This is a genomic window from Streptomyces sp. NPDC029164, from assembly GCF_055563995.1.
The window spans coordinates 156,068-165,601 of record NZ_JBVHWW010000005.1 but is presented as its reverse complement, the minus strand read 5'-3'; the positions used below and the strand labels follow the sequence as shown (position 1 = coordinate 165,601).

Genomic DNA, 9,534 nt, shown 5'->3' with positions numbered 1-9,534 from the left:
GAAGCATTGCTTGTCGAGCAAAGCGCTCGGCAGAGTCTGGGTCGAGGCCCGTCCCAACGATCATCGTGTGGAGGCATTAGCCCGTGTTGCAATACCAGGTACTCGGCCGCCTGACCGTCACCAACGATCTGGGCGACTGCACACCGACCGCGCCCATGGCGCGGCGTGTGCTGGCGCAGCTGCTCCTGTGCGCGAACAACATCGTCATGCTCGACGCGATCATTGACGAACTGTGGGGTGACAAGCCGCCGAAGAGCGCCGTCCCCACCGCACAGACGTACATCTACCAGCTGCGGCGTCAGTTCGAACCGTGGGTGCCGGACCATTCGGTCGAGCAGGTGCTCGCGACGTGCGGCACCGGCTACATGCTCCGGGTGGAACCGGAGCAGCTCGACCTGGGAGCGTTCTTCCGGCTGGCCAAGCAGGGGCGCACCGCGCTCGCCGCCGGTGATCCGGCCGCGGCGGGGCGACTGCTGCGGCAGGCGCTCGGCCTCTGGTCGGGACCCGCGCTCGCCGACGTGACGGCCGGCCCGTCGATCCAAGCGCACGTCGTCCATCTCACGGAGCAGCGGGCGCACACCGTTGAACTGCGCATCCAGGCCGACGCGATGCTGGGCCGGCACCGGGAACTCGTCGGGGAGCTGAAGGCCATGCTGCTGGCCGACCCGCTCAACGAGTGGTATCACGCGCAACTGATCAAGGCGCTGGCATCCAGCGGCCGACGGAACGAATCGCTGGTCGCGTACCAGCACCTGCGCAAGACGCTGTCGACCGAGCTCGGGCTCGAACCGTCCGAGGTGCTGCAGGAGCTGCACCAGGAGGTCCTGGCCGGACGCGACTCCTGGACGGGACGGGGGGTGTCGGAGAAGTACCTTTCGGAGCAGGCCACTTGGTAGTTCCCGCTCTGCCGTAGGCGACCGTGACGATGACGGATCGAGGATCGCCGGCAGGCGATCCTCGATCGGTCCGATGCAGTCCTACCTGTTGTGGAGGAGCCGGCCGCCGTCGACGACGAGGGTGTGCCCGGTGATCCAGGCCGCTTCGTCCGAGAGCAGGAAGGCCACGGCCGCACCCACGTCAGCGGGTGTACCGAGTCGCTTCAGCGGGACGGAGCCGACCACCTTCTCCTCCCTGCCCTCGACGTTCACCCTGGTGAAATCGGTGAGTACCGTGCCGGCCGCGACGCCGTTCACCCGGACCCCGGGCGCGAGCTCGTTCGCCATTTGTTGGGTGAAATGGTTCAGCGCCGCCTTGGCCGTCCCGTAGGAGGTGCCGTCGGGAACGGCGAGCATGCTGGCGATCGAGGATATGTTGACGATGGCGCCGCCGTGCTCGCCAAGCCAGCCGTGCCAGGCCGCCTGGACCCAGGTCAGCGCGGACATCAGATTGAGCTCGATGGTGCGCCGGTACGCCGCCACATCGGTGTCGACCAGCCGGCGGCTGTTGCGTTCCGTGCCGCCGACGTTGTTCACCAGCAGATCGAGCGAACCGAACCGTTCGACGGTGGTCGCGACCGCGATCCGCTGGTGCTCGGGGTCATTGGCGTCGCCGGCAACGCCGATGGCCCGTTCGTCGCCGAGTTCGGCGGCCGCCTCACGCAGCTTGTCCTCACTGCGTGCGGTGATCACCACATTCGCGCCGCGCTCGACCAACGCCTTGGCGATCCCGAAACCAATTCCGGTCCGACCGCCGGTCACCAGCGCGGTCTTGCCATTCAAGCTTGCCATAGCCTGCGAACCTCCCCTTGGTGGTGCCTCAGCTACTTCTGGATTACCTCCCCTGGGAACAGGGGACGAAGGTTCTCCGGAAAGCGATTAGAGCAGCACCAAGGGTCGGCAACAACCCGGGGACGCGCCGATTGGTTCGATACTCGTACCAGCCACGAATGCGCTACGAGTGTGCCTCCAATGGCTCGGGTAACAGTCTTATCCGACGCGGGTGATGAGACCGATGGAAATCGCCTTGTTGACCGCGTCGAGCCGGGAACGGGCGCCCAGCTTTGTGAAGATGGTTCCCAGGTGACGCTTTACCGTACCCTCGGCGATGGCCAGTCGCCGTGAGATCTGCCGATTGCTCATGGCCTTGCTCACCAGGGTCAGGATCTCCAGCTCCCGTTTGGTGAGCGTCTCCGGGGAGTTCGACGCCGAGGCAATGTGGGTCAGTGCCTCGGCGGATACGTGCAGCACGATGCGGATGTCGTCCCCGCACACTGCGCGAATACTGGACACCAGGTCGGTCCGGCTTACCGACTTGTTCAGATAGCCGCGAACTCCGCTGTCGAGCATTTGCCGCACCAGCACCGGATCGTCATGCATGCTGACGATCAGGACCCTGGCGTTCGGCGATATCGAGCGGATCGTCGGCACGGTCTCGGTGACCGACCAGTCGGGAATGTTCACGTCGAGCAGTACGACGTCGGGTTGTTCGGTCTTGCAATAGAGGATGCCGGCTGCCCCGGTGGCGGCGTCGCCGACCACGGTCATGTCCGGTTCCATGTCGAGCGCCTCGCGCATCACCTCGCGCAGCAGCGTGTGGTCGTCGATCAGCACGATACGTAACCGACCGTCGTGGTCAGGCTGCATGGCCTGGCCCTAATCGTAATGACCATTTCCACGACGGTGCCGGATTTCTGAGAACTCTGCCTGCGTCATCGACCGCGAAACTCGCGTTCCGCATTCCCGTCGCCAACCGTGCCGCATAAGCTGCCATTAATTCCCCCGTATGCTCGCTGGCATACGACACGGTAGTCCGTGGCCCCACCTCCTGACAAGATCGCCGTAAGCGGATCAAGGCGCCAAGCCCACGTAGGTGAGCCCTACACGCGCTTCCGCCGCTCCGGTGCGTACCCCCTGAACAGGCAGGGGCCACCGTGCAGGGCTCGGGGAGAACCGTGAGGCTCAAACCCCGGGGTGCACGATGGCCTTTCTGACCTGCTGCGGCTCCTCGAGTCGGTACGTGCGGCGGCCACAGTCGAGACGCTCAAGGCGGGACCGTCTCGGTGCCGCCGCCGCGACCGCCACGGGCGGCCGACATCGCCCGGGCTCCTGCGCGCCTACCTTCCGGCCGCGGCCTGTTCCCTATTGCCCACCCTCACTTCGGCAGCCGAACGATGGTCGTATACGTATGGTTGGGCACCATCTCAAATTCCGGATCCATAAGCGTTTCCCGGATCACGGCAAGGTCGGCGGCGGTCAGATCGGTTTGGCTCAGCAGAAAGGGCTCCAGCATGCCGGTGTGCAGCCGAGCGAGCAGGGCGGTCGGTTTTCCGCCCTCCCCCGGCGCCTGATAGTCCCGCACCGTGATGTCCCGATAGCCGGCGGCGGCGAGCACGTCCGGCGTACGCCGCGCCCAGTCGAAGTCCATACCCGTCTGCCCTGCGAGTTTCTGCACGCCGTCGTGGTAATCCTGGAAGATGCGCGCCGTGTATGCGTCAACCGGGGATTTGATCAGGCCCTCTTCGGCGGCAGCGGAGTACCAGTCGGTGAGCACCAGCGCACCGCCCGGCCGCAGGTGTGCGGCCAGCTTCGCGGCGATGGCGTCCCTGTCGGCCAGGTGCATCAACAACAGCCGGGCGTGAATCAGGTCGAACTTCGGCTCCGGCCACGGGTCACGGGTGAGGTCGTGACGGATCGCCTCGATCCGTGGATGGTCGGGCACGTGCTGCGGCTTGAGGTCGCTGGCCACCACATGACCGGACGTTCCCACCCTGGCGGCCAGCCAGCGGGCGACGGAGCCGTCCCCGGTGCCCACGTCCCAGCAGCGCCAGCCGTGACCGACACGCACCTCCTCGCCCAGGATGCCGAACGTCTCCCGGTTGAGGATCTCCGCGAGCAGGCTCAGCTGCTCGGTCGCCACCGGCGCGTCGTTGTCGAAGCGTTGCTTGTGCTCTGTGCTGTACATGGGCACCTCCTCATGGGGCCGGCCGCGCCACCGGGGCCCGCGGCTAGATCGATGCGTGCAGCAACTCGTTGACCAGCTCGACGAACTCCTTCGGGGTCGCGTCCTTGCCCGTCCTGTCCTCCGGCAGGGCTATCCCGAGCTCTCGCTCGACCAGGAGCGTCACCTCCACCATCGCGACCGAGTCGTAGCCCATGTCGGCGAACGTGAGCTCGGCGATGTCGCCGTCCAGGTCAACCCCGTCGTCCTCGCCCGCCGCCTGACGGATGTACCCCACCAGGTCCGCCTGGGTGAACGTCGCCATTGTTGCCCCCTTCGTCTCGTTGACGTCGAAACCAACATGGCCGGGGTGCTTCGACACCCGATCGAGTTCCGATCGACGGCGACCCGCTGTCCTTCGGACCCGGCGCGCGTGTGAGGCCTCGCCTGGGCCTCGAACGAGCCTCCGCCGGACATGACGACCCTGACCGGATACGGGTACCCGATTCGATCCTGGGAGGACGACAATGAGCGACGGGCTCTACATAGCCGCCGCGAGTTCGTGGCTGCCCGAGCGCATGACACTCGACGAGGCGGAACGAGCCGGCCTCGCCGACCGCGCGCGGGTCTGGAATACCGGCATCGAGTCGGTGTGCGTCTCGGCGGACAAGTCGGCGCCGGAGATGGCGGTGCTGGCCGCACGGGCCGCGCTCGAACGCGCCGGGTCCGAGCCGGAGGACCTCCGGCTGCTGCTGCACGCCTGCGCGTACCACCAGGGTCACGACATGTGGCCGCCGGCGTCGTACATCCAGCGGTTCACCGGCGGCGGCTCCTATCCGGCCATCGAGGTCCGCCAGATGTCCAACGGCGGCATGATCGCCCTGGAGCTCGCGGCGCACTACCTGAAGGCCGGCGATCGGCCGGCGGCGCTGGTCACCACGGCCGACCGGTTCTGCCTCCCCGGCTTCGACCGGTGGCGTAGCGACCCGAGCACCATCTGCGGCGACGGCGGCACCGCGGTGGTGTTGTCCACCCGCACCGGATTCGCCAGGCTCCGCGGACTCGTCACGGTGTCCGACTCCGGCCTGGAGCACGGCAGTCGGGGTGAGCGGTTCAGCGACGCGCCGCTGGCCACCGGATCCCCGGTCGACTTGAACAGCGACTCCCTGGTGCGCGAGCTCGGGGTGGAGGCCCTGCTCAAGCGCATCGAAACGGGTCAACGGGAGGCGTTCGAAGGGGCTTGCGCCCAAGCGGACGTGAAGCTCAGCGACATCGACTGGTACGTGTTGCCGAACCTGGGCCGGACCCGGATGCGGGCGCAGTACTTCGACCCGTTCGGCATCGACCCGCAGCGATCGACCTGGTCCTGGGGAAGGCAGGTCGGGCATCTCGGCGCGGGCGACCAGTTCGCCGGGCTGGCCCACCTCGTCTCCGAGGGCGCCCTCGAACCCGGTCAGACCTGCCTGCTGGCGGGCGTCGGCGCCGGCTTCACCTGGACGGCCGGCATCGTGGAGATCACCGCCAAGCCGTGAACCGGGCGATGGCCATTCCGGGCCGACGCCGTACGGGGCAGCCGTCGCTGACGGCTGCCCGGCCGAACGGCGTCGGCTCCGGAAGAGGATCCCTCGGCCGCGGTACCGGCGTGCGCTACGCCGCCGTCAACACCATCGCGGAGTTGATGCCGTCGCCGCGGGTCAGTACCAGAGCGGTGGACACGGTCGTTTCCCTCGGCCGGCCGAGGACCAGGTCCAGCTGATCGGACCCGACCGGCTCGGTCACATTGATCATGGGTGGTATGACGCCATGGCGCATGCTCAACGACGCTGTGGCCACATCGAGCGCCGGGCCACCGGAATACAGCCGGCCGGTCATCGTCTTCGGCGCTGTCACCGGAACGGCCCGCGGTCCGAACACGGCGGTCACGGCGGCCGCTTCGGCGCGGTCGAGTTCGGCGACCCCGGCCGCGTCCGCGAAGACCACGTCGACGTCGGCCGGCCTCACACCGGCGTCCGACAGCGCGAGCTCGATCGCCCGGCGCAGCCCGGGTTCCCGTGCCGAACCGGGCCGTGGGTCGAAGGTGGAGGCGTACCCGGCGATCTCTCCGTACGGCTGGACCCCACGAGCGCGTGCGTGCCCGGCCTCCTCGACGATGAGCATGGCGCCCCCCTCACCCGGCAGGTGGCCGGACGCGGCGGCGTCAAACGGCAGATAGGCCCGCGCCGGGTCGCTCACCGTGCTCATCCTGCCGGTCGTCAGCTCGATCACCCACCCGAGCGGACACATCGTGCTGTCCGTCGCGCCGCACATCACCACCGGCAGACCGTCGGCCACGTACCGGCGGGCCTGCGCGATGGAGTCCAGCCCGCTCGTCTGGCCGGTCAACACCCCGCCGGCGCCGTGGAGTCCGTGCCGGATGGAGATCTGGCCCGTGTTCACCGCGTAGAACCAGGAGAACGAGAGGTAGGCGCTCACACGGTGGCTGCCGAGGCTCCACAGCTTCTCCAACTCGCGCTGGCTGTACTCGAGCCCGCCCGCGGAGATGCCCGTGACGATACCGACCTGATCACCGGGGATGGCGGCCAGCTCCAGGTCGGAGTCGCCGACGGCGGCGTCCGTCGCGATCAGCGCCAGCCGGGTGGCCTGGTCGGTCTGCGGCACCAGCCGGCCGGGGACGTGCTCGCCGACGTCGTAGTCGGCGACCTCGCCCGCCAGCCTGACCGGGTACGGCGCCGGATCGAACCGGGTGATCCGTTCGATGCCACTGCGCCCGTGCAGCACGGCGTCCCAGTATTCGTCGGCGTCGAACCCGTTCGGCGCGACCACCCCGATGCCGGTGATCACCGCGCGCTGGCGCGTCGGCGCGGGGACGGTGTCACTCATCGGAATCCCCCTTGGTCAGCACCATGGCGCTCTGGAAACCACCGAACCCACTGCCCACCTTGAGTACCGTGCGCAGGTCCGCCGGCCGCGCTTCCAGCGGAACGTAGTCGAGGCCCAGCGCCGGGTCGGGCTCGTGCAGGTTGGCTGTCGGCGGGATCAGCCCGGATTGGATGGCCAGGGCGCAGGCCGCGATCTCGATCGAGCCGATCGCGCCCAGCGAGTGGCCGATCATGGACTTGATGGAGCTCACCGGCGTCCGGAACGCGTGGTCGCCGAGGCTGCGCTTGAACGCGTCCGTCTCGTGCCGGTCGTTCTGTTGTGTGCTGGAGCCGTGCGCGTTCACGTAGTCCACCTGCTCGGGGGCGCGCTTGGCCATCCGCAGCGCCACCTCGACGGCCTCGGCCATTTCGGTGCCCTCGGGCCGGAGCCCGGTCATGTGGAACGCGTTCGAGCGCACGCCCCAGCCGCCGATCTCCGCGTAGACGCGCGCGCCGCGTGCCCTGGCGTGGTTCCACTCCTCCAGCACCAGCATCGCGCTGCCTTCGGCGAGCACGAACCCGTTCCGGGTGCGGTCGAACGGGCGGGACGCGGTGGCCGGGTCGTCGTTACGAGGCGTCGTCGCCTTGATCGCGTCGAAGGAGGCGACACAGACCGGCGAGAGGGGCGCGTCCGTGCCGCCGGCCAGCATCACGTCGGCGGAGCCTTCGCGGATCAGCTGCGCCGCGTGGGACACCGATTCGATGCCGGCGGTGCACCCCGTGGACACCAGCGCCACGGGGCCTTCGGCACCGACCTCCCAGGCCACGTCGGCGGCGATCGACGTCGGGACGAGATACTTGAACAGGTGCGGTATCGCGTACTCGTGATCGAGGAGCCATTTGCGGCCGCCGTCGGACAGCACGTTGTATTCCCGGTCCAGGCTCATCGTGCCGCCGATGGCGCTGCCGATGCTGGTCCCGGTGCGATGCGGGTCAATCGTGTCCATGTCGAGGTCGGCGTCCGCGACCGCTTCCCTGGTCGCGGCGATGGCGAGCTGCGCGCTCCGGTCCATCCGCCGGATCTCCTGCGCGAAGAAGCCCTCCGCCACCGGATCGAAGTCGCACTCGCCCGCGACCTGGGAACGGAACCCGGACGGGTCGAACAGCGAGATGGTGCGAATGGCCGCGGTGCCGGACGAGATCAGCTCCCAGAACTCCTTGGCGTTTCCACCGCCCGGGGCGCGCACGCCGATGCCGGTGATGGCGACCCGTCGATTCATCGTGTGCTCACCGCTCGCGCGCTCAATTCAACACGTGGCATGGGAATCTCTTCCTGATAGCGGAGGTCAGGCATCGAACGTGACGGGCAGCGATTCCAATCCGCGGATCGTGAGGCTCCGCTGCCATCGCAGTTGCTCAGGCGGTACGGCCAACGCGAGTCCGGGCAGCCTGCGCAGCAGCCCGTCGAACGCGATCCGGCCCTCCAGCCTGGCCAGCGGGGCGCCGAGGCAGAAGTGCGCACCACGTCCGAACGCCACGTGCCCGTTCTCGGAACGGGCGACGTCGAAATGGTCCGCTTCCTTGAACTTCGCCTGATCCCGGTTGGCCGAGGCCAGTGACAAGAGCACCGGGTGGCCCTTCTCTATGCGGGTACCCGCGATCTCCATGGGCTCGAGCGGGAACCGCCAGGTCGCCGTCTCGAACGACCCGTCGTACCGGAGCATCTCCTCCAGGGCCGAATCCACGAGATCCGGTTGCTCGCGCAGCAGCGCGAGTTGGTCGGGGTGGCGCAGGAGGGCGAGCGTGCCGTTCCCGATCAGGTTGACGGTCGTCTCGAAGCCCCCGACCAGCAACAGGGACATCATCGACAGCAGCTCGGTCTCATTCAGCCGGTCGTCGTCGTCCCTGGCCGCGATCAGCGCGTCGACCAGACCGTCCGCCGGCTCGTCGCGGCGCTTGGCGACCAGCTCGGTGAGGTACCCGAGGAGGTCACGCAGTCCGACCGGCCGCGCGTTCGCGTTGTCGGTCCGGCCGGAGCCGGTGTTGTTCGTCCACCGGCGGAAGTCCTTCGTCCACTGGCGGAACACGTCCTGGTCCGCCGAGGGTACTCCCAGCAGCTCGCAGATCACCGTGATCGCCAGCGGGAACGCGAACTCGGTGACCAGGTCGACGCGTCCCCTCGGCACGATCTCGTCGAGCAGCCCGTCCGTGATCTGCTGCACCTGGCCGCGCAGGCCCTCGACGCGGCGGGCGGTGAAGGCGGTCGAGACCAGCCGGCGCAGCCGTGTGTGCTCGATCCCGTCAGTGGTGAGCAGGTGCGTCCCGAGCCCGGTCCGGTCCTCCAGCGGGCGTCCCTTGCCCGCCGCCTGCCAGTCGAGCGGCGCGTTGCGCGGGTCCTTGCTCATCCTGGGATCGCCCAGCAACATCCGTACGTCTTCGTACCGGGTCACCAGCAATCCGTAGAGGCCCTGGCCTTCCATGACCTGCCGGACCGGCTCTTCCTCACGCAGCCACGCGTACTTGGGATAGGGATCCGCGCCGAAGTCCATCGTCCGCCTCCTCTGCATTGGTGCTCAGTTCACAACCGGGATGATTCGGCCCGCCGTGCTGTGCCGAAGGTGCGGTAGGGCGGCGCGCATGCGCGGACAGCCAGGAAGGCGACGTTGTGCGCCCAGCTTCGCGGCACCGGTTCGAGAGGAGTTCGTGTCCGGTTCGAACCGGACGAACGCGGTTCGGGGGGCGTACGGCCGCCGAACGGCAAAAGGACAGCCCAAGCGATGGCCGTGCCCGCCGTGAGAAC

General features: G+C 68.3%; 9 protein-coding genes. 2 read left to right on the top strand and 7 right to left on the bottom strand.

Annotated features, from left to right (window positions below; translation table 11 throughout):
- The first annotated feature begins 83 nt into the window (after positions 1–83).
- Positions 84–896, top strand: a complete 813-nt coding sequence (locus ACZ4VT_RS07260) for an AfsR/SARP family transcriptional regulator (protein ID WP_467947414.1) — start codon at positions 84–86, stop codon at positions 894–896.
- 81 nt (positions 897–977) lie between these two features.
- On the opposite strand, the gene ACZ4VT_RS07255 is transcribed toward ACZ4VT_RS07260, so the two are convergent.
- From ACZ4VT_RS07255 to ACZ4VT_RS07240, 4 genes are all read right to left on the bottom strand, one after another.
- Complete coding sequence (locus tag ACZ4VT_RS07255; protein ID WP_467947413.1) at positions 978–1,727, bottom strand: SDR family oxidoreductase; 750 nt, start codon at positions 1,725–1,727, stop codon at positions 978–980.
- A gap of 198 nt (positions 1,728–1,925) precedes the next feature.
- Entirely contained in the window at positions 1,926–2,582 is a 657-nt protein-coding gene (locus tag ACZ4VT_RS07250; protein WP_467947412.1) for a response regulator, read from the bottom strand.
- A gap of 508 nt (positions 2,583–3,090) precedes the next feature.
- Positions 3,091–3,900: a methyltransferase domain-containing protein gene (locus ACZ4VT_RS07245; RefSeq protein ID WP_467947410.1), complete on the bottom strand. Its 810-nt coding sequence runs from the start codon at positions 3,898–3,900 to the stop codon at positions 3,091–3,093.
- A 43-nt stretch (positions 3,901–3,943) separates the two neighbouring features.
- Positions 3,944–4,201, bottom strand: coding sequence for an acyl carrier protein (locus ACZ4VT_RS07240; RefSeq protein WP_467947408.1), 258 nt, complete (start codon positions 4,199–4,201; stop codon positions 3,944–3,946).
- A 202-nt stretch (positions 4,202–4,403) separates the two neighbouring features.
- Here ACZ4VT_RS07240 and ACZ4VT_RS07235 point away from each other — a divergent pair, with 202 nt between their 5' ends.
- Complete coding sequence (locus tag ACZ4VT_RS07235) at positions 4,404–5,408, top strand: ketoacyl-ACP synthase III family protein (protein WP_467947407.1); 1,005 nt, start codon at positions 4,404–4,406, stop codon at positions 5,406–5,408.
- Positions 5,409–5,523: 115 nt separating this feature from the next.
- On the opposite strand, the gene ACZ4VT_RS07230 is transcribed toward ACZ4VT_RS07235, so the two are convergent.
- From ACZ4VT_RS07230 to ACZ4VT_RS07220, 3 genes are all read right to left on the bottom strand, one after another.
- Positions 5,524–6,756: a ketosynthase chain-length factor gene (locus ACZ4VT_RS07230; RefSeq protein ID WP_467947406.1), complete on the bottom strand. Its 1,233-nt coding sequence runs from the start codon at positions 6,754–6,756 to the stop codon at positions 5,524–5,526.
- Complete coding sequence (locus tag ACZ4VT_RS07225; protein ID WP_467947404.1) at positions 6,749–8,014, bottom strand: beta-ketoacyl-[acyl-carrier-protein] synthase family protein; 1,266 nt, start codon at positions 8,012–8,014, stop codon at positions 6,749–6,751. Before ACZ4VT_RS07225 ends, ACZ4VT_RS07230 begins: the two co-directional genes overlap by 8 nt.
- A 66-nt stretch (positions 8,015–8,080) precedes the next feature.
- Positions 8,081–9,283: a cytochrome P450 family protein gene (locus tag ACZ4VT_RS07220; protein WP_467947402.1), complete on the bottom strand. Its 1,203-nt coding sequence runs from the start codon at positions 9,281–9,283 to the stop codon at positions 8,081–8,083.
- Positions 9,284–9,534: the final 251 nt, after the last annotated feature.